The sequence below is a fragment of the Pseudomonas sp. PDM28 genome (assembly GCF_019219115.1).
Lineage (GTDB): Bacteria > Pseudomonadota > Gammaproteobacteria > Pseudomonadales > Pseudomonadaceae > Aquipseudomonas > Aquipseudomonas laurylsulfatiphila.
Window position 1 is genome coordinate 61,385 of sequence record NZ_JAHUWG010000013.1, and the last position, 17,937, is coordinate 79,321.

Genomic DNA, 17,937 nt, shown 5'->3' on the forward strand with positions numbered 1-17,937 from the left:
ATGCTTTCTCCAATCAATAAGGTTCAGATGGCCAGGCTGTCGACGACACCGCCGTCGACCCGCAAGGCAGCACCGGTGGTGGCCGAGGATAACGGCGAAGCGATGTAGGCCACCAGATTGGCAACCTCCTCGACGTCCGCCACGCGCTGGATGATCGACGTCGGCCGGGCCTTGCGCACGAACGCATCGGCTTCGTCCCGGGCGCTGCGTCCGGATTCGGCCGTAGCGTCCTTGAGCATGTCTTCCAGGCCATCGGTAAAGGTCGGGCCGGGCAGGATCGCGTTGACCGTCACCCCGGTGCCGGCCAGGCGTTTGGCCAGGCCATGGGACACGGCGAGGTTGGCGCTTTTGGTCACGCCATAGTTGATCATGTCCGCCGGGGTCGCCACGCCGGATTCCGAAGACAGGAAGATCACTCGCCCCCACCCCTGCTTGACCATGCCCGGTGTGTAGTGCCGGGACAGGCGCACACCGGAGATCACGTTGACCTCGTAGAAGCGCGTCCACTCACTGTCCGGGGCGTCGTAGAAATCCACCGTATTGAAGATCCCGAGGTTGTTCACCAGGATGTCTGCCCGAGGTTCGGCTGCGAACAGTTTTTCGGCGCCTTCGGCGGTGCCCAGGTCGGCGGTCACGCCACGCAATTGCGCAGCAGGAACACGCTGACGGATGCTCGCCAGTGCCTGCTCGACCTTGGCCGTATCGCGGCCGATCACCACCACCGTGGCGCCCGCCTCGGCCAGTGCCTGGCTGATGCCCAGGCCGATGCCGGCGGTGCTGCCACTGACGACTGCCAGTTTTCCACTCAAATCAATCTTCATGTTCAAGCTCCAATGAGGGGCAAGGGCGCGCGCTCGGAGACCAGCTTCGCCTCACGCAACGCCTGCCAGAAAGCAGCGGGAATCACCGCCGACAACGCGGCCACGTCTTCGGCAATCCGCTGCGGACGGCTGGAACCAGGAATCACCGCGGCGACTGCCGGGTTGGCCAGCGAAAACTGCAATGCGGCGGCCTTGACGTCGACGCCATGGGCCGCCGCGATGCGCTTGATCTGCTCGACCTTGTCGATGATCGCCGGGCTGGCCTTCTGGTATTCGAAGTGCGCGCCACCGGCCAGGATGCCCGAGCTGTAAGGACCGCCGACCACGATTTCGACCTGCTGCGCCAGGGCGGCGTCCATCAAACGCTGCAAGGCGCGATCATGGTCCAGAAGAGTGTAGCGACCCGCCAGCAGAAAACCGTCCGGCTGCGCTTCGCTCAGATCAAGGGTCAGCTCGCAGGGTTCGACCTTGTTCACCCCCAGGCCCCAGCCCTTGATCACACCTTCCTCGCGCAATCGTGTAAGCACTTTGAACGCGCCGGTGCGGGCCTGGTTGAAGTACTCCAGCCATTGATCGCCGTAGAAGTCCTGGGCGATATCGTGGACCCAGACGATGTCCAGGCGATCGGTTTGCAGGCGCTTGAGGCTGTCTTCGATGGAACGCAGGGTCGCGTCGGCGCTGTAGTCGTTGACGATTTTGTTCGGCAGGCCGTGCTCGAACACCCCGCTCTTCTCGCCCAGGTCACGGGCGGCGGTGTCTTCGACTTCATCGAGGATCACCCGGCCGACCTTGCTGCTCAGTACATAGTCGTCGCGGTTGTAGCGGGCCAATGCGGCGCCGAGGCGAATTTCCGACAGGCCGGAACCGTAGAACGGCGCGGTATCGAAGTAACGCACACCGGCGTCCCAGGCGGCATGGACGGTGGCCATCGCCTCGTCTTCGGGAATGGCGCGGAACATATTGCCCAGTGGTGCGGTACCGAAACCCAGCGCGCCGGGCAGTTTGTCTTTCAAGCTCATGAATGAGTCCTCTTGAGTATCAGGTCAACCTGTAGGAGCCGGCTTGCCGGCGATGGCGCCGGAACAGCCGAAGCAGGTGTCGCCTGACGAACCGCTATCGCCGGCAAGCCGGCTCCTACAGAGGGGTCACCTCGTTGCAGGTGACCGTTGAGCCGATCCTAGATTGCAAGCATCGGACCGTCCAAGACATAATGTGCAGCACTTGAGTCCCTGAAGGTCTGACATGATCGACATACGCCAATTGCGCTACTTCGTCGCCGTCGCCGAGGAAGAGCACGTCGGGCGCGCCGCCGAACGCCTGCATATTTCCCAATCGCCCCTGAGCCGGCAGATCGCCCAGCTCGAAGAACGCCTCGGCCTGACCCTGTTCGAGCGCAGCCAGCAACGCATTCGCCTGACCCGCGACGGCCAGACCTTCCTCGCCGAAACCCGCGCCCTGCTGACCCACGCCAATCGCCTGGAATCCCTCGGCAAACGCCTGGGGCGCGGCGAGGAAGGCGGCCTGTGCATCGGCTACATCGAAAATGCCATGCACGCCGGCGTGCTGCCCAATGCCTTGCGCGTGCTGCGGGTCAACCGGCCGAACGTACACGTGGCGCTGTACAACCTGCGCTCGGCCGAACAACTCGAAGGCTTGCGCCAGCGTAGCCTGGACATCGCCCTGGTCAGCGAACCACCGGCCGAAGACGACCCGGACCTGCTGGGTTTCCAGGTGCTGGACGACCCAATGCTGCTGGCCCTGCCCGCGCACCATCCGCTGGCACAGCAGGCCGTGCTGACCCCGGCAGACCTCGCTGGTCAGGAGTGGATTGGCGTGCAACACCAGAATGTCGCCAGCCGCGAAAACTTCGTCAGCGCCTGCATCCGCGCCGGCTTCACCCCGGATATCCGCATGGAAGCCACCGGCCCGTTCACCGCCATGGCACTGGTGGCCTCGGGACTGGGCATCGCCATGATCCAGAAAGGCTTGAGCCGCAACGCACCGCCGGGTGTGGTGCTGCGGGAAGTGCCGTGGATTTCCCTCACCCGACCGCTGTGGGCGGCGTGGCACCGGATCAATTTGCGGCCGTTGGTGGAGACTTTCAGGAAGGTGCTGACGGAGCCTGAATCCAACACACAACACTGTGGGAGCGGGCTTGCCCGCGATTGCGATCTACCTGCCAACAAAAGCGTCGGCTGACACTCCGCCATCGCGGGCAAGCCCGCTCCCACAGGTTTCGTGCTCAGCCCAAAGCCATGTTTTTGTCGTGACATCCGCACATTAAACATCGACTGACCGCCCTTGTTTAACAGCTGTCAGCGTAATTTGATGAAAGCTACAGCGCCTTGCGTCATTGCCTACGGTTACGCCAGAATCCGCCGGCTTACGCGCCTTGAGTCCGGGCTTTATCGTTAGCCGGTCGCTGAAAAACAGCGATCGGGTTTGGTAGCCCGGAGTACTGCGCGTAGCGCCACTTCAAGCAGTTGCTGCTTTTATGGTCGTCATGCGCAGGGCCTCTTCGGGGGCGCCGGTTCCAGTACTCCGGTCTACCAACCTGTGCATGGCCACCGCCCTTCGTTTGGTAGCGAAAGTGATGGCTCCAATTTTTACAGTACTGGAGTTCTATCGATGATCAAACCAACACCCAACCCGCCAGAAACCGATCCAGCCTCCCCCTACGCAAGCCCCGACTCCAAGCAATTCCAGGAAGCCGCCGAACGCGCCCTCAATCACTACCTCAACCCCGCCGCCAACATCATGGCCGTGCCTCACAAACCTTCCACGATGTTCATCATCAACCCCGACATCGACACCGAATCCCTGTTGGCCCACGCCTGCGAATCACTGGCTTCGGCCAATGTGATGACCAACGATCTGGCGGGTTTTCTGGAGGGCTCGCATCGCAACACGCTGCTGGGCATCGCTCAGGTCATCATGCTGGGTGAGTTGGCAGTGAACCGGGCGCTGGATCGACTCGATCCGCCTGAATAAAGCACCGAACGTGTGGGAGCGAGCTTGCTCGCGATGAGGGAGCATCAGTAAACGATGATGTGCCTGATGCTCCGCAATCGCGAGCAAGCTCGCTCCCACAGGTATTCAGCGAACGCTAGATTCCGCAGGGTTTGCTGCTTTACTGAAAAAAACCACCCCCACCGAGCCATCACCATGAACCGCAACGACCTGCGCCGCGTGGACATGAACCTGCTGGTGATTTTCGAAACCCTGATGTTCGAGAAGAACCTGACCCGGGCCGGGGAAAAACTGTTCCTCGGTCAACCTGCTGTCAGTGCGTCGCTGGCCAAGCTGCGCGATCTGTTCGACGACCCGCTGCTGGTGCGCAACGGTCGGAGCCTGGAGCCGACCCCGCGAGCGTTGCAGATTCTCAAGGAGTTGCAGCCGGCGATGGACACCATTTCCGGGGCAGTCAGCCGGGCCAAGGATTTCGAGCCCTCCACCAGTCGCGAGGTGTTTCGCATCGGCTTGTCCGACGACGCCGAATTCGGGCTCTTTCCGCCGCTGCTCAAGCAGATTCGCGAAGAAGCGCAGAACGTTGTGGTGGTGGTGCGCCGGGTGAATTTCCTGCTGATGTCGTCGATGCTGGCCAGCGGCGAGATTTCCGTCGGTATCAGCTACACCACGGAATTGCCGGCCAACGCCAAACGCAAGAAATTGCGCGACCTGAGTGTGAAGATCCTGCGCGGCGATGACCGGCCCGGCCCGTTGACCCTCGACGAGTTCTGCGAACGCCCTCACGCACTGGTGTCGTTTTCCGGGGATCTGAGCGGTGCCATCGACAATGACCTGGCCCGCATCGGCCGTTCACGTCGGGTGGTGCTGGCGGTGCCACAGTTCGCGGGTTTGCGGGCGTTGCTGGCGGGTACCGACATGCTCGCCACCGTACCGGATTATGCGGCCAGTGCGCTGATCGAAGGCAGCAGCCAGTTACGGGCGGACGATGCGCCCTTTGAGATCAACCTGTCCGAACTGTCGATGGTCTGGAACGGGGTCAGCGATAACGATCCGGCAGAACGCTGGTTGCGTTCGAAAATTGCACAGCACATGGCGGCGCCACCGTCGGGGCATTGATCGACTGCAGGACCACCGGCTCGGATTCGCGCAGGTACACCGGCATGTCGGTCACCGGTGGCATGGCCGGAATCTCGAAGTACATCTGCACCACCCAGCCACGGTGATAACTGGCGTGGTTGACCACATGCATCAGCATCGCACCGGCGCTCATGGTGCCGCTTTCGCCCGAGACAAAGGTGAACTCCACCGGTCTGTCCAGGGAGGCATCGGTTTGCCGGGCGCTCCAGTCGCAGTACCAGCGATCGATCTCTTTTTGCGCCTGGCGCAGTTCCGACAGGTCGGCATGCAGCAGATCGTGCGAGGTCTTGAAGCCATGTCCCCGGCCTTCAAGGTGCGCGCGCCAGATGCAATCCACCACGTAGACATGATTGAGGGTGCCGATCATGTTGTTGAACACCGACACCCGTTGTTTTTTGACTTCGCCCGGAGGAAGCGCCGCAAGGCTGTCAAACAGACGCTGATTGGCCCAGCGTTTGTAATCGGCCAGCAGGCAGGCAGTGCGTACAGTGATCATCAGAGGTCTCCGATGGCAGTAAGCGCACTCCCTAGCATAGACCCGATGCCCGCAAGGCAGGGTCAGCACCGATCATCGGTCGTCGAGGCGTTTTACCACGTACTCGGCAAGCGCCAGGCAACTGGTCAGCCCCGGCGATTCGATGCCGAACAGATTCACCAGCCCCGGCACACCATGTTCGGCGCATCCGCTGACGAGAAAATCGGCGGCCGGCTCGGTCGGTCCGCTGATTTTCGGGCGAATGCCGCTGTAGGCCGGCTGCAGGCTGTTGTCCGGCAACCCCGGCCAATAACGGCGGATCGCCTGATAAAAGCTCTCGGCCCGGCGGGGTTCGACGCGGTAATCAATGTGCTCGACCCATTCAACGTCCGGCCCGAAGCGCGCCTGCCCGCCCAGGTCCAGCGTCATGTGCACGCCCAGTCCCGCACTCTCCGGGGCCGGATACACCAGGTGCCGAAAGGGTGCCCGGCCGCTGAAACTGAAATAGCTGCCCTTGCACAGATGCGCCTGGGAAACACACTGTGCAGGCAGACCGACGATAGCGCGCGCCACCTCGGGAGCGGACAGCCCCGCGCAGTTGATCACTTCGCGGCAGCGCAGGGTCATGGGTTGGCTGCCGCCCATGTGCAGCTCGAAGCCCTGGTCGAGGCACAGGGCCGACAGCAACGGCGTGCGCAAGGCCAGCGTCGCACCGAACCGCTCGGCGTCGCCCTGAAGTGCCAGCATCAGCCCGTGGGAATCGACGATGCCGGTAGAGGGCGACCACAGTGCCGCGACACAGGACAACGCCGGTTCAAGTTCCCGAGCCTGTGCGCTGTCGAGCCATTGCAGGTCATCGACACCATTGAGCTGCCCCTGCTGCAACAGGCGCTGCAAAGCCGCACGCTGCTGCTCGTCGGTGGCTACGATCAGCTTGCCCACGCGCCGGTAATCGACACAGTGCTCATCGCAATAGGTGTAGAGACGCCGCTTGCCGTCCACGCACAGTTGCGCCTTGAGGCTGCCTTCCGGGTAATAGATACCGGCATGAATCACCTCCGAGTTGCGCGAGCTGATACCCGTGCCGATGCCAGTCCCTGCCTCGACCACCAGCACCTCCCTCCCGCTCATGGCCAGACACCTGGCCACCGCCAACCCGACGACGCCGGCCCCGATCACCACGCTTTGAATATCGACGTTCAACAACCCTGCCCTCCCTCACCGGTTCTCGTCGACGACGCCACAGAGTTTTCGTCGCAGAACTCTCGCCACAGACGTCACGGAACTCTCGTCGACTGCCACGTATCCTAAACTATGTGATACATCCCTTATGCTTCATGCAGTCGGAGGACACCGTCATGCGCCGCCTATTTATCATCTCTGCACTGGTACTTTGTTTGCCCGCAGGTTCGGCTCTGGCCAAAGTGGATGCCGGTGACGTCGCCACTTCCGCCGGGGTTTCCGCCTCGCTGTACTCAACGTTCAAAGACCACAAACTCATGATTCCCGCCCGCGATGACGCCTCCAGCTTCGTCGCCAGCGGCGGTGCGATTCGTGGTGCTTATCTGGAAGCGGTATTGAAAAAAATCCGTCAGGACAATCCCGCCCTCAACAACGCAAGCGACGAAGACCTGGCCCGCGCCATCCTCGTCCAGGAAGGCGTTGCCACCGATCACTGAAGACCGTCATCGCCAGCGGTGGGGCTTGTGACACCGGGATAGCGTTTCCAGCCCTGCCTTGCGTGCGTGCCAGTGGACATGCGTGCCCACCCGGCCACGAGCTGCGCGTTGATACTCACCCCGCCGCACACCACGATCACCACGTCATGGGCGTCGGCAATCGCCGGGTGATCCAGGTAGGCGATCGCCAATGAAACGCCGCACGCCGGCTCGACCAGCTGACGCAAATCATTGGCGTAACGCACCACGCCCATGATCGCCTCATCATCACTGAGCACCACGCACTCATAGGGGAAATCGCCGATGTGCCTGACCGGCCAGGCGGCCACTTGCGCGTCCCCCAGGGACGTAGCGACCGTGTCGATTTTCGGCAGTCTGACCGGATGCCCGGCCGCCACCGCCGCGGCGAATGACGCCGCGCCTTCGGTTTCGCAGGCGACGATGCGGCAATCGGTGTGCCGATGACGAATCAGGCCGGTGAGCAACCCGGCCAGCAAGCCCCCGCCGCCCACCGATGCCACCAGCACATCCACTGGCGGGCAGTCGGCAAGGATTTCATCGACCATCGTGCTGTGCCCTTCCCACAACACCGGGTGGTCGAAGGCCGGCACGAATTCACTGCGTGGGTCCTGGGCAAGTTCCCGGGCCCATTGATTGGCTTCGTCCCAGACCTTGCCGTGCTCGATCACCTCGGCGCCGGTCTTGCTGATCCGCGCCCGGGTGCTGTGCGGGGTCGTGTGCGGCACCACGATGCAGGCCTTGAGCCCCAGGCAGGCGGCGGCCATGGCCGTGGCCAGCCCCGCGTTACCGCCGGAGGGACAGACCACCTTGCGCTTGCCCTGCTGCGCCGCCCGGCTGCACAGCAAGCCGATGCCGCGTATTTTGAACGAGCCGCCAGGTTGCAGGTTTTCCAGTTTCAGCCAGATGCGGCGAGTCGGGGTCGACAGGCCAGGGTGCAGAATCAAAGGCGTGCGGATGTGAAGCATGTCGGTTCCTGTTACACGCCACCGGCTCGCCAGACAGGTCGACGAGCCAGCGGTGAACGGTCCTCTCATGCAAGTTTAGTTCACCCGGTCCGGGGACAGTCTCAGCGATAACGCGGCGCCGCCACGCTGTTGCCAAACAACCCGGACAGCGTCTTGCGCTGGGCTTCGTGACGATCCCACTGGCCGCCATCGTGCAGGCCCGGGATGGTCACCGTTTCACCGGCCGCCAGGCCAGCGAGCGCGGCATCGACCATGTCTTCGGCGGACATCACGATCTCCTGCGGCAGGTTTTCCACCGGGTTGCCGGCCTCGCTCCAGAAATCGGTGGCAGTCGCCCCCGGCAACACCGCCTGGACGCGTACACCTTTATCCGCCAGTTCATGCTGCATCGACTGGCTCAGGGCCAGGACGAACGCCTTGGTCCCGCCGTACACGCCGTTGAGGATTTCCGGGGCAATGGCGACGATGGAGGCGATATTGACCACGGTGCCGGCGCCCCGGGCAACGAAGCCGGGTACAGCGGCGTAGGCCAGGCGCATCAACGCCGTCACGTTGAGGCTGACCATCGCTGCCATGTCGTCCACGGGGCTGGCGAGCAGCGGCATGACGCCACCGACCCCGGCGTTGTTGACCAACAAGGTGATGCTGGCGTCGTTGCGCAGGATCTGTTCGACCCGCAGCGAATCCGCCTTGTTCATCAGGTCGGCGGCCACCACCTCCACGCTGCGCCCGGTCTGGTCGCTCAGATGGTTGGCCAAGGCATTGAGTCTGCCCCGGCTGCGGGCCACCAGGATCAGGTCGTAACCCTGGCGGGCCAGGCGGTCGGCATACACCGCGCCAATGCCCGAAGAAGCGCCGGTGATCAGTGCAGTGCCTTTGGATGAGAGAGCCATGGTGCAATTCCTCCAGGGTGAGGCGAGAGATTCGCCGGGTGCCGTCCGTTATAAAGGGACTTACGTCCGTCTCAAATGACGTTTAAAGTACGTTTTTAGGACATACCATTTGAGGACAGGTCGATGATCAGCGTGGCGTTCGTGGTTTTCGAGGGTTTCCAGTCCATGGCGCTGGCCGCCATGCCGGTGTTCGAGTACGCCAACTTCAGTGCCGCACAGACCCTGTATGACGTGCGCGTGCTGTCGGAAAACGGTCACACCCTGCGCGCCTCGGGTGGCTTGAGCGTTTGCACCGAGGCCTTCGACGGGCGCGTGTTCGACACCGTCATCGTGGTCGGCGGCGATTCGATCGTCGAACAGGCGCCCGAGGCCGTGCTGGAGTACCTGAAGGCCAGCATCCACAGCGCGCGCCGTACCGCGTCGATCTGCTCCGGGGCGTTCGTCATGGCCCAGGCCGGCTTGCTCGACGGACGGCGGGCCACCACCCATTGGGCCTACGCCCGGGAACTGCAGGCGCGGTTTCCGGCGATCAAGGTCGAGGCGGATCGCATCTACGTGATCGACGGTTCGATCTGGACGTCCGCTGGCATGACCGCGGGTATCGACCTCGCACTGGCGATGGTGGAAAAGGACCACGGCGCCGAGCTGGCCCGGGCCGTGGCGCAGAAACTGGTGATGTACCACCGCCGCGCCGGCGGCCAGTCGCAGCATTCGGCGCTGTTGGAACTGGAGCCAAAATCCGACCGCATCCAGACCGTGCTCGCCTACGCCCGGGAACACCTCGCCCAGCCCCTTTCGGTGGAGCAACTGGCACAAGTGGCCAACCTCAGCCCCCGGCAATTCAGCCGGGCGTTTCGCGCCGAAACCGGGCAATCGCCGGCCAAGGCCATCGAGAACCTGCGTCTGGAAGCGGCGCGACAGATGCTCGAGCGCGGACGCCTGACCCTCGACCAGATCGCCGTGGAAACCGGGTTCACCGACCGCCGCCGCATGCGCGAAACCTTCCTGCGGGTGTTCGGACAACCACCCCAGGTGATCCGGCGCAATGCGCGGGCGGAGGTGATTTGATCGCTCCCTCGCTCTGCGTGGGAACCCTCGGTATCTACACTGAACATACCGGAGGTCTTTTTTGGAGGCGCCATGAAAATCTCGGCCAAACTGGCGTTTTTTGCCATCGTCAGCACCCTCGCCTACCTCGCCCTGGCGATCTGGGGACTGGGCGGTTTCGCGGCTTACTTCAGCCACGGCTCACTGGTCGTCGTTGCCCTGGCCACCCTGGTCATGACCGTCGCATCGCTGTTCACCGAGGTCAACCTCAGTTCGGGAGAACGCGAAGACCGGGCCAATCGCTGGGTCCTCCCGGTCTTCGGTGTGATCGGCGTGCTCAGCGGCTTCCTGCCGGCCTATACCGACCGCATCGATTTCTGGACGTTTGGAGGTGAAGGCGTGCGCTGGCTCGGGGCACTGTTGTTCATCGCGGGCGGCGCGCTGCGGTTGTGGCCGGTGTTTGTGCTGGGCAAGCGCTTCAGCGGGCTGGTGGCGATCCAGCCGGGGCATCGACTGGTCACCGAGGGCATTTACCGGCGCCTGCGCAACCCCAGTTACCTGGGGATGATGGTCATCGCCGTGGGCTGGGCGCTGGCGTTTCGCTCAAGCGTCGGTCTGCTGCTGGCGGCGTTGACCCTGATCCCGCTGATCGCCCGGATTCACTCGGAAGAAGCCTTGCTCAGGGCGCAGTTCGGCAGCGAATACGAAGCCTATTGCGCCCGCACCTGGCGGCTGGTTCCCGGACTTTACTGACTGGAACACTGATCCCCTGTGGGAGCGGGCTTGCCCGCGAAAGCGATTCTTCAGTCACATCGATGCTGGATGTGCCGACGCCATCGCGGGCAAGCCCGCTCCCACAGGGGAAATGTGTCGTTCACAAAAGCTGCAAACGAATCAGACCGTCGGCATCCACGCTCGCGGCAACCCTGTCATACCCGACCAACGTCCCATGCAACGTCTCGATCGGCTGCTCATGGGTAGCCGTGACAATCATCAAATCCGCCCCCGCCGCTTCAGCCGCCAAAATCCCCACCGTGGCATCTTCAAAAACCAGGCACTGCCCAGGCTCCACGCCCAGACGTCGGGCCGCGAGTCGATAACCTGCGGGGTCAGGCTTGCCGACCGTGACGTCCTCAGCAGTCACCATAACCTCAGGTTCGGGAATCCCCGCCGCCGCCATCCGCCGCAGCGCCAGTTCCCGTGGGGCGGAGGTGACTATGGCCCACTGCCTGGCCGGCAAGGACCGGAGGAATTTCGCCGCGCCCGCCACTTCGAATACCCCGTCGACGTCGTCGATTTCCGCTTCGGTGATCCACGCGGCTTCGGCCTCGGCATCCACCCCGGGCAAGCCCAGGCGCCTGATGGTGTCGATGGCGCGGGCGCCGTGAATGGTCGGCAGGAAGGATTCGACATCGACCCCATGGCGCACGGCCCAGGTGGTCCAGACCCGCTCGGCAGCGGCAATGGACGTCAGGACGGTGCCGTCCATGTCGAACAGAAAGGCACGGTAAGTCGAGTTGAATACAGGGTGATCGGACAAGGAAAGGACCTCGCAGCTGCCGGACGGATTTGCCCGGCAATGTAGCATCTGCGAACGGCTCAGTTGAGTCGTTTGGACTTGAAGGTCTGGCTCACACAATCGAGCAGCCCACCGATCATCCAGGGCTTCTTGATGAACGAGACCGCGTGCCGCACGCCGGAGCTTTCAGGGGTTTCGAAACCGGACATGATCATGATCGGCTTGTCCGGCCAGCGATCACCGAACTGGTTGGCCAGGTCCGCGCCATTGAGCGTGCCGGGCATGGTGATGTCTGTCAGCAGCATGCCTACCTGCGGCGCATGCTGTTCCAGATAGATCGCTGCCGCGTCCGCACTGATTTGCGGCGCGACGACAAAACCTTCCTCCTGAAGAATTTCACAGAGAAACTCCAGGATCAGCGGGTCGTCCTCAACTACCAGGATCAACCCGTCAGGACGATGTCCGCCCGCCGTCGGTACTCGACTCATGACCGTGCCGCTCCCTGATTGCCTCAATGATTTCGCGGAATTGGATCCGCTGCCTAAAGGTATGAGCAGCGCAAACCGCGGAAATTCATTTTTGATACAGGCAGGTGACCGGCATCACGCGTCCGGATCAATCATCGATGTCCTTTTTCGGGGCTCAGGTCGTTCGGGGCGACAAAAAACCTGTGGGAGCGGCGGTGCGACGACTCGACTTGCTCGCGAAGGCGTAGTGTCAGTCGCTATCAATGTTGACCGATACGCCGCTTTCGCGAGCAAGTCGAGTCGTCGCACCGCCGCTCCCACAGGGGTTTCAGTAGTTTGGGATTACTGCGACATGGCGTCCTTCTTCATCGCATCCTTGGACATCGCATCTTTTTTCATCGTGTCCTTGGACATTGCATCCTTGGACATGCTGCCTTTGGACATGGCGTCCTTGGACATCGAATCGGTTTTCTTCATCGCATCTTTCTTCATCGCGTCCTTGGACATCGAGTCCTTGCTCATGCTGTCGTTGCTCATGGTGTCAGCTGCAAACACAGAGGCAGCGCCAACAGCCAGGCACATGGACAATATAACGGTGGTCAGTTTTTTCATGATGAAACTCCTTGGAGCGTGGGTTGTGGAGGTGTGAAAGCCAGGCATCCTCAGCTGCCACCGAACCAGTTGTAGCCCTGGTCTTCCCAGTAGCCGCCGCTGTAGGTGTTGCTGACGAAAATCGCCTGAATGTGTTTGGGGTTCTTGTAGCCAAGCTTGGTGGGCATGCGCAGCTTCATCGGGAAGCCGTATTCGCGTGGCAGCACCGCGCCGTCCAAGGTCAGCGCCAACAAGGTTTGCGCGTGCAGCGCAGTGGCCATGTCGATGCTGGTGTAATAGTCGTCGGCGCATTTGAAGCCGACGTATTTGGCGTCGGTGTCGGCGCCGATGCGCTTGAGGAAATCGCTGAAGCGCACGCCGCCCCACCGTCCGATCGCGCTCCAGCCTTCGACGCAAATGTGCCGGGTAATCTGTTCGGTCTGGGCCATGGCACGCAGCTCTTCGAGGCGCCAGCTGCGCTTGTCGGCGACCAGGCCGCTGACCTCCAGGCGATAGCTCTCCTCCTCCACTGTCGGTGCCTCGTCGATGCCGTAAAACGCATTGAACGGAAACGGCCGGGTGATCATCGATTCGGGGTAGGTCGGCGCCATCGCGTTGGGGTTGAACAGCCAGCCCTGCACCCGGTCGTTGAAGCGCGACATGGACGACAGCGCTGTGTCGACGCTTTGGTTGTCGGTGATATTGCAACCGGACAACATCGCCACGCCGCCGAGGGTCAGGCCACGCAGCAGGAACGAACGCCGCGAGCGGTCTTCGATTTGCGGGGCGAGGATCTTGCGGGCGTCGGTGAGAATCGAAGATTCGTCCAGCCCGGGGATCTGAATACGCTTTTTCATGCTTGCTCCTTGCGGCCGACGATCATGGCCAACAACGTTTTCGGCACCAGCGCGACCATCAGCAGATGGACCGCCACGAAGGCCACCAACAGCGCCATGGCGAAGAAATGCACACGGCGTGCGCCTTCGTAACCGAACATCAATTCACGTAGCAGCGGAAACTGCACCGACTTCCACAACACCAGTCCGGAGAGCACCAGCAGTGTGATGTCGACTATCACGAACAGGTAGGCGACGCGTTGCACCTGGTTGTAATGGCTGAGATCGGCGTGTCCGAGTTTTCCGCGCAAGGCGGCCCACAGGTCATGCAGCACGCCTTTGGGCGAAACCGGGAAGAAGCGCCGCTTCAGGCGCCCGCTGAACAGGTTGAAGGCCAGATAGATCAGGCCGTTGATCGCCAGCAACCACATCGCCGCGAAATGCCACTGCAGCGCGCCACCGAGCCAGCCGCCGAGGGTGATCGACGCGGGAAAGCTGAATTCGTAGATCGGCGAGGCGTTGTAGATGCGCCAGCCGCTGGTGACCATCACCAGCACCGCCAGGGCGTTGAGCCAGTGGGTCAGGCGTAGCCAGCGTGGATGACTGGCCTTGGGTGAAGCAGTTGACTGCGACATGTCCGGCTCCCGTGTGTTGTTGTTCGTTGGGGCCGAGTATGGGAGCCGGAAGATCGCCAAATCCTCACGTAAAGTTAAATTAAATGTGATAACTCATACTCGATAACCTGCCGCAGAACCTGTGGGAGCGGGCTTGCCCGCGAAGAGGCCGTCAGCTTCAACATCTACATTGACTGACACACCGCTTTCGCGGGCAAGTCGGATCGCCGCACCGCCGCTCCCACAGGGTTCTATGGTGGTCCGTCGGTTGTGCAATTATGGTTAAATGCCGCCCCCGCAAATTGCCGACCCAGACCAATGAACGCAGACGCCCTCTCCACCCTTCACGACCAGTTGCTGACCGCCCTCGCAGCCGCCCCTGCCGAAACCCGCCGCCTGTTCCACGGCCGTGGCCGCTGCTGGCCGGGGCTGGAGCAAGTGACCGTGGACTGGTTGCAGGGCGTGGTATTGGTGGCGTTGTTCAAGGAGCCTGAAGCCGGGCAACTGGAAGACCTCAAGCAGCGGCTGATGGCGATCACCCAGTCTGAACAGTGGGCACAATCCGGCGCCCATACGCTGTTGCTGCAACATCGCTACCTGCTGCAAAGCACCACCGAATGGCTGCTGGGCGAAGTCATCGAAGAAATGACCATCACCGAGGGTGGCCTGAAATACCGGGTCGACCTGGGCCGCAAGCAGAACACCGGGCTGTTCCTCGACATGCGCTACGGCCGCGACTGGGTCCGCGCCCATGCACAGGGCAAGCGGGTGCTGAACCTGTTCGCCTACACCTGCGGCTTCTCGGTGGCGGCCATCGAAGGCGGCGCGAGCCACGTGGTCAACCTCGACATGTCGAGCCCGGCCCTGAGCCGTGGCCGCGACAACCACCGGCTCAACGGCCACGACCTGGGCAAGGTCACGTTTCTCGGCCACGACCTGTTCAAGTCCTGGGGCAAGGTGATCGGCAAAGGCCCGTACGACCTGGTGATCATCGACCCGCCGTCGTTCCAGAAAGGCAGCTTTTTGCTGACCAAGGATTACCAGCGGGTACTGCGTCGCCTGCCGGAATTGCTCAGCCCTGAAGGCACGGTGTTGGCCTGCATGAACGACCCGGCGTTTGGGGCGGACTTCCTGATCGATGGCGTGACCCGTGAGGCACCGGGGCTGCGGTTCGAACAGCGGCTGGAGAATCCGCCGGAGTTTCCGGATGCGGATGTCGAGTGTGGGTTGAAGGCGTTGGTGTTCAGGCTCGGCAATTGAAACGCAAAAGATCGCAGCCTGCGGCAGCTCCTACAGGAAATACAAAACCCTGTAGGAGCTGCCGCAGGCTGCGATCTTTTGATTCTAAGGGCGTGTAGCTAAACCAACTACCGAGGGATGCCTTCCCTCTCCCGCCACCTCATCAATCTGCGCCATGCTCAAGTGCGCGGTTTCCCTCAAGAAGAACGAGCACACCGCGACAATCGCCAGCGCCACCGAGCCGTACACGGCTACACCCACCGCATTGTGATGGGTGGCAATCAGGATCGCCGTGGCCACGCTCGACGCCGTACCGCCGCCAAGTGCAGCGCCGATCTGGTAGGCGGCGGACATCCCCGAATAGCGCATCTCCCGGGGGAACTGCTCCGCGAGAAAGGCCGGAATCGGCCCCTGTGTCGCGCCCATGAACGCGCCAACCGCGATGTACGCCAAGGTCGATACCAGCAGGCTTTTCATGCCGACCAACGGGAAGAAAGCAAAGAACCCGACGGCCATGATGACCGCGCCGAGGATCATGACCTTGCGGCGGCCGATCCGGTCGGAGAGCAAGGCAAACAGCGGCGCAGTCACCACGATGGCCACCGACAACGAAAAATCGAAGATCAGTGCATCGGTGCTGCCGTAACCGATCTGCGTGGCGTACGACAAAAAGAACGTGCTGCCGATGTAGGCAATGGTCACGTAGCCAAACGCGATACCCGTGCACAGCAACATTTCTTTCGGCCGCGCCCGCAGTGCGGCGATCAGTGGCATACGCACCGGCGTCTTGTGTTCGACGCGCTGTTCAACGGGTTTTTGCAGGCGCGCATAGAGCCCGATCAACACCAGCACACCGCCCAGCCAGAAGGGAATGCGCCAGGCGAAATCGGCGAGATTGTCGTTGGAGGCGACACTGACAATGCCGAACACTGCCGCGCCGAGGATGCCGCCGATGCCGATCCCCATGCTGGTGAAACTGCCCCACAACCCTCGTCGACCGGGCGGCGCCGACTCGATGCCGAACAGCGCCGCCCCGCCCCACTCACCACCGGCGGCGAAGCCTTGTATCAAGCGCAACAACACCAGCAGTGCCGGTGCGGCCAGGCCGATTGACGAATAGCCCGGCAGGCAGCCGATCAGCAAGGTACTCAAGCCCATCAGCAACAGGGTGATCACCAGCATTTTCTGGCGGCCGATCCTGTCGCCGTAGTGCCCGAACACCATGCCACCCAACGGCCGGGCAAAAAAGCCCGCACCAAAGGCGCCGAAGGCAAACAGCGTGGCGGTCAACGGGTCCATCTGCGGGAAGAACACCTTGGGAAACACCAGCGCCGCCGCCGTGCCGTAGATGACAAAGTCATAGAACTCCAGCGCGGTGCCCATGCCAGAGACGAAGAAGGTTCTGAGGGCGGACTGCGAACCCGCCGGGGAATGACCGTAACTAGCCATATCGAGTGCTCTTTTTGTTGTTATGGAGGACGTCGTTTCAGAAGCGCTGGAAGCCGTCGCGGGCCAGCAGCATCGGGTTGCCGGCGGCGTATTCGAGGACCGCGTTTTCGCTGTCGATACCGATGGTCAGCAGGGTTTCCCAGCGCTCGGTAGCCGGCATGCCCAGGTCCGGATGGAAACAGATCGGCGCCTCGTCCCCGGCGTCACCGCACATGGCCGCAGCCCGGCGATTCAAGTCGCCATGGATCATCTCGACCCGGGCCGCGTTGACATGGGCCAGGCGTGCGTAGGTGGTCGATGCATCCGGCGTTCGCTCGCCAAGGCTCAGCACCGGGTCAAGGAAGTGATTGGTGTGGGTGATCCAGCCGTCTTCGCCGGGCAGGACCACGGCGGTGCCGGCGGCGGACATTTCAATGCTCGCCGCCCGTGGCGCCGTATCATGGTTCGAGAACACGGTCAGGACGGTCGACGCACTGACCCGTGCCGACCGCGCCAGGGCAATGGCCTCTTCAACGCTGGTCGCCTCCTCCAGGATCCGTCGGGCAATGGCGTGCACCGGCACGCCGGCTACCGCGTTGTCGCTGGCGTGGTGGAGGATGTTGAAATGCAGCCCGAGACCGGCGCTGTTCACACCGATCTTGCCCAGCATGCCGAACTCGGTGAACAGCTTCACGGTCATGCCGGAAGGGTTTGTCAGTTGCAGCAGCATGCCGTGGGGCACCAGCGAGTCGTGCCAGTCCCAGGTCTGGAGGGTCCTGGGCGCATCGGCCCCCGCCGGCGCGAAGACTGCCGTCGAGCATTCGCCCTCGAGAGAGGCAGGCATCACCGCGAGGATTTCCGTGCGGGCGTTCAGGCTCGCCAGTTGCCACAGGGGAATCCCGGCGCCTTCGGCCGTGGCTTGCAGTTCCTGGGCCAGGCTCGGGCTCCAGTCGGTGAGTGCTTGCAGGCTGGCTTCGCCCAGGGCGCGCACCTGCTCGGGCGCCACGCCCACCTGATTGAAAAAGTCGAGATAGAGCGCCACCGTCTTGCCGATTTGCGCCGCCCAGGTTTCGCCGATTTGCTGGCCTCGGATCTGTGGGTTGTGGGTGTCGGTGACGAAGCAATGCAGTTTCACGAGCGGTGTTCCTTTTTTGACATGGGTATTCAACCTGTGGGAGCGGGCTTGCTCGCGAAGGCGGTGTGTCAGTCGACATCTGTATTGCCTGATACACCGC

General features: G+C 62.5%; 20 protein-coding genes. 7 read left to right on the forward strand and 13 right to left on the reverse strand.

The features are described 5' to 3' along the window. Window positions 1–23: 23 nt before the first annotated feature. On the reverse strand, window positions 24–821 hold the full coding sequence (locus KW841_RS26915) for an SDR family NAD(P)-dependent oxidoreductase (protein WP_218480381.1): 798 nt from the start codon (window positions 819–821) through the stop codon (window positions 24–26). 2 nt (window positions 822–823) lie between these two features. Continuing rightward, complete coding sequence (locus KW841_RS26920; RefSeq protein WP_218480382.1) at window positions 824–1,840, reverse strand: aldo/keto reductase; 1,017 nt, start codon at window positions 1,838–1,840, stop codon at window positions 824–826. 223 nt (window positions 1,841–2,063) lie between these two features. On the opposite strand from KW841_RS26920, the gene KW841_RS26925 reads away from it, so the two are divergent. The 3 genes from KW841_RS26925 to KW841_RS26935 all read left to right on the forward strand — a co-directional run bounded on the left by KW841_RS26925 (window position 2,064) and on the right by KW841_RS26935 (window position 4,907). Next, the gene (locus tag KW841_RS26925; protein WP_218480383.1) at window positions 2,064–3,020 is read left to right on the forward strand and encodes a LysR substrate-binding domain-containing protein; all 957 of its coding nucleotides are present in this window, start codon (window positions 2,064–2,066) and stop codon (window positions 3,018–3,020) included. Between the two features lie 429 nt (window positions 3,021–3,449). After that, entirely contained in the window at window positions 3,450–3,812 is a 363-nt protein-coding gene (locus KW841_RS26930; RefSeq protein ID WP_218480384.1) for a DUF6124 family protein, read from the forward strand. Between the two features lie 174 nt (window positions 3,813–3,986). Further along, window positions 3,987–4,907, forward strand: coding sequence for a LysR family transcriptional regulator (locus tag KW841_RS26935; protein ID WP_007973738.1), 921 nt, complete (start codon window positions 3,987–3,989; stop codon window positions 4,905–4,907). Here the strand turns inward: KW841_RS26935 and KW841_RS26940 are convergent. Beyond that, window positions 4,828–5,424 (reverse strand): DinB family protein, encoded by a 597-nt coding sequence (locus KW841_RS26940; protein WP_218480385.1) that lies wholly within the window; start codon window positions 5,422–5,424, stop codon window positions 4,828–4,830. The genes KW841_RS26935 and KW841_RS26940 overlap by 80 nt on opposite strands. 72 nt (window positions 5,425–5,496) lie before the next feature. Continuing rightward, the gene (locus KW841_RS26945) at window positions 5,497–6,606 is read right to left on the reverse strand and encodes an NAD(P)/FAD-dependent oxidoreductase (protein WP_218480386.1); all 1,110 of its coding nucleotides are present in this window, start codon (window positions 6,604–6,606) and stop codon (window positions 5,497–5,499) included. A 155-nt stretch (window positions 6,607–6,761) separates the two neighbouring features. Here KW841_RS26945 and KW841_RS26950 point away from each other — a divergent pair, with 155 nt between their 5' ends. Beyond that, the gene (locus KW841_RS26950) at window positions 6,762–7,082 is read left to right on the forward strand and encodes a DUF2388 domain-containing protein (RefSeq protein ID WP_007973734.1); all 321 of its coding nucleotides are present in this window, start codon (window positions 6,762–6,764) and stop codon (window positions 7,080–7,082) included. Here the strand turns inward: KW841_RS26950 and KW841_RS26955 are convergent. Further along, entirely contained in the window at window positions 7,076–8,068 is a 993-nt protein-coding gene (locus tag KW841_RS26955) for a pyridoxal-phosphate dependent enzyme (protein ID WP_218480387.1), read from the reverse strand. The genes KW841_RS26950 and KW841_RS26955 overlap by 7 nt on opposite strands. 101 nt (window positions 8,069–8,169) lie before the next feature. After that, window positions 8,170–8,961: an SDR family oxidoreductase gene (locus KW841_RS26960; RefSeq protein ID WP_218480388.1), complete on the reverse strand. Its 792-nt coding sequence runs from the start codon at window positions 8,959–8,961 to the stop codon at window positions 8,170–8,172. Between the two features lie 123 nt (window positions 8,962–9,084). Between KW841_RS26960 and KW841_RS26965 the strand changes: the two genes are divergently transcribed. Together KW841_RS26965 and KW841_RS26970 are read left to right on the forward strand one after the other, a co-directional pair. Next, window positions 9,085–10,029, forward strand: coding sequence for a GlxA family transcriptional regulator (locus KW841_RS26965; RefSeq protein WP_218480389.1), 945 nt, complete (start codon window positions 9,085–9,087; stop codon window positions 10,027–10,029). A 72-nt stretch (window positions 10,030–10,101) separates the two neighbouring features. After that, window positions 10,102–10,761 (forward strand): isoprenylcysteine carboxylmethyltransferase family protein, encoded by a 660-nt coding sequence (locus tag KW841_RS26970; RefSeq protein ID WP_218480390.1) that lies wholly within the window; start codon window positions 10,102–10,104, stop codon window positions 10,759–10,761. Window positions 10,762–10,882: 121 nt separating this feature from the next. Here KW841_RS26970 and KW841_RS26975 read toward each other — a convergent pair whose 3' ends face one another. The 5 genes from KW841_RS26975 to KW841_RS26995 all read right to left on the reverse strand — a co-directional run bounded on the left by KW841_RS26975 (window position 10,883) and on the right by KW841_RS26995 (window position 14,056). Further along, window positions 10,883–11,548, reverse strand: a complete 666-nt coding sequence (locus KW841_RS26975; RefSeq protein ID WP_218480391.1) for an HAD-IA family hydrolase — start codon at window positions 11,546–11,548, stop codon at window positions 10,883–10,885. A gap of 59 nt (window positions 11,549–11,607) precedes the next feature. Then, window positions 11,608–12,015, reverse strand: coding sequence for a response regulator (locus KW841_RS26980; protein WP_218480392.1), 408 nt, complete (start codon window positions 12,013–12,015; stop codon window positions 11,608–11,610). Between the two features lie 321 nt (window positions 12,016–12,336). Continuing rightward, window positions 12,337–12,606: a pentapeptide MXKDX repeat protein gene (locus KW841_RS26985; RefSeq protein WP_218480393.1), complete on the reverse strand. Its 270-nt coding sequence runs from the start codon at window positions 12,604–12,606 to the stop codon at window positions 12,337–12,339. A gap of 50 nt (window positions 12,607–12,656) precedes the next feature. Beyond that, the gene (locus tag KW841_RS26990) at window positions 12,657–13,442 is read right to left on the reverse strand and encodes a molybdopterin-dependent oxidoreductase (RefSeq protein WP_218480394.1); all 786 of its coding nucleotides are present in this window, start codon (window positions 13,440–13,442) and stop codon (window positions 12,657–12,659) included. Further along, window positions 13,439–14,056, reverse strand: coding sequence for a cytochrome b/b6 domain-containing protein (locus KW841_RS26995; RefSeq protein WP_218480395.1), 618 nt, complete (start codon window positions 14,054–14,056; stop codon window positions 13,439–13,441). The genes KW841_RS26990 and KW841_RS26995 overlap by 4 nt, the downstream gene beginning before the upstream one ends. A gap of 297 nt (window positions 14,057–14,353) precedes the next feature. Between KW841_RS26995 and KW841_RS27000 the strand changes: the two genes are divergently transcribed. Continuing rightward, window positions 14,354–15,295, forward strand: coding sequence for a class I SAM-dependent methyltransferase (locus tag KW841_RS27000; protein ID WP_218480396.1), 942 nt, complete (start codon window positions 14,354–14,356; stop codon window positions 15,293–15,295). An 84-nt stretch (window positions 15,296–15,379) separates the two neighbouring features. Here the strand turns inward: KW841_RS27000 and KW841_RS27005 are convergent, their stop codons facing one another. Continuing rightward, window positions 15,380–16,723 carry an MFS transporter gene (locus tag KW841_RS27005; RefSeq protein ID WP_218480397.1) on the reverse strand — a complete coding sequence of 448 codons (1,344 nt, stop codon included), beginning with the start codon at window positions 16,721–16,723 and terminating at the stop codon, window positions 15,380–15,382. A gap of 37 nt (window positions 16,724–16,760) precedes the next feature. After that, complete coding sequence (locus tag KW841_RS27010; RefSeq protein ID WP_218480398.1) at window positions 16,761–17,837, reverse strand: C45 family peptidase; 1,077 nt, start codon at window positions 17,835–17,837, stop codon at window positions 16,761–16,763. Window positions 17,838–17,937 lie beyond the last annotated feature (100 nt).